This is a genomic window from Pseudomonas asuensis (assembly GCF_014646755.1).
In the GTDB taxonomy this organism is placed as follows: Bacteria; Pseudomonadota; Gammaproteobacteria; order Pseudomonadales; family Pseudomonadaceae; genus Chryseomonas; species Chryseomonas asuensis.
In genome coordinates, this window is record NZ_BMNW01000061.1 from 1 (window position 1) to 1,285 (window position 1,285).

At 57.7% G+C, this 1,285-nt stretch carries 1 protein-coding gene and 1 pseudogene; one reads left to right on the forward strand and one right to left on the reverse strand.

All coding sequences use genetic code 11. The features are described 5' to 3' along the window. Window positions 1-183 (reverse strand): hypothetical protein (locus tag IEX86_RS25900; protein ID WP_373290487.1); only part of this gene is annotated, 183 nt, incomplete at its 3' end. Between IEX86_RS25900 and IEX86_RS24635 the strand changes: the two are divergent. Next, a pseudogene (locus IEX86_RS24635) lies at window positions 148-1,247 on the forward strand (IS3 family transposase). The gene IEX86_RS25900 and the pseudogene IEX86_RS24635 overlap by 36 nt on opposite strands. The last annotated feature ends 38 nt before the right edge of the window (window positions 1,248-1,285 follow it).

Sequence of the window (1,285 nt, forward strand, 5' to 3'; positions counted from 1 at the left end):
TGAACGAGCCCCATAAAAGACAGGACACCGTTCCCCCCCTTTAAGATAAGGGATAGGCAAACGGGTATGTTTATGACTAACAGCAACGATAAGGGTGGTGATCTGCTCGGCCAGGAACGTCGACGTCGCTGGAGCACCGATCAGAAGCTGGCCATGGTTCGCGAGAGCCTTGAGCCCGGACAAAGTGTTTCCGTGGCGCAAGCTTTACCAAGACGGAAGCCTGTCGGCGGTCAGTGCTGGTGAGGCTGTGGTACCGGCCTCCGAGCTGAACGACGCGCTCAAGCAGATCCGCAAATTGCAACGCATACTGAGCAAAAAAGCGATGGAAGCGGAAGTCCTCAAAGAGGCCGTGGAGATCGCCCGGTCGCGAAAATGGATTGCGCACTCACCCTTGTTGCCGGGGACGACCAGTGAAACTGGTCAGTAAATGTCTCGGTTTGTCGCGCTCGCAATTAACGGTTCGAATCAAGCAATCGGTATCGCCCAAAACGCGGCGACCCCGGCTGGTGAACGATACGGAGCGGGTTGCCGAGATCAAGCAGCAAGTCAGCGAGCTGCCCAGCTATGGCTACCGTCGCGTCTGGGGTTTGTTGCGCCGCGAGCGTGAAACCCACTCGCTAGCCCCGATCAATGCGAAGCGGGTTTATCGAGTGATGCGCGACCACAACCTGCTGTTGGCGCGACGCCTCAAGCAACCGGGCGTACCGCGCCGGCATAAAGGCCGTATCGCTGTTACCACCAGTGATACCCGCGGTGCTCTGACGGCTTCGAATTCCGCTGTGATGATGGTGCAAAGTTGAGCGTGACCTTTACCTTGGACTGCTGTGACCGCGAAGCCATTGGTTGGGTCGCCAGCCCGACAGGCTACAGCGGCAATGACATCCGAGACTTGATGCTGGAAAGCGTGGAGAAGCGATTTGGTGATCAACTGCCGAGCACGCCGGTGCAATGGTTGAGCGATAACGGCTCGGCCTATATCGCCGAGCAGACACGGCAGTTTGCCCGCCAGATCGGCTTGCAGCCGGTGACCACACCCGGTGCGCAGCCCGCAGAGCAATGGCATGGCGGAGAGCTTCGTGAAGACGATCAAGCGAGATTACGTGACGCACATGCCCAAACCTGATCGAGAAACGGCGCTGCGCAATCTGTCGATTGCCTTCGAGCATTACAACGAGCAGCATCCGCACAGCGCTTTGAAATATCGATCCCCGAGAGAATTCAGGCGCTTGGCAGCAGCATCAATTTAACGGAGAGTTGGTGTCCGGTTTGGTAGGGGCAAGTCCAC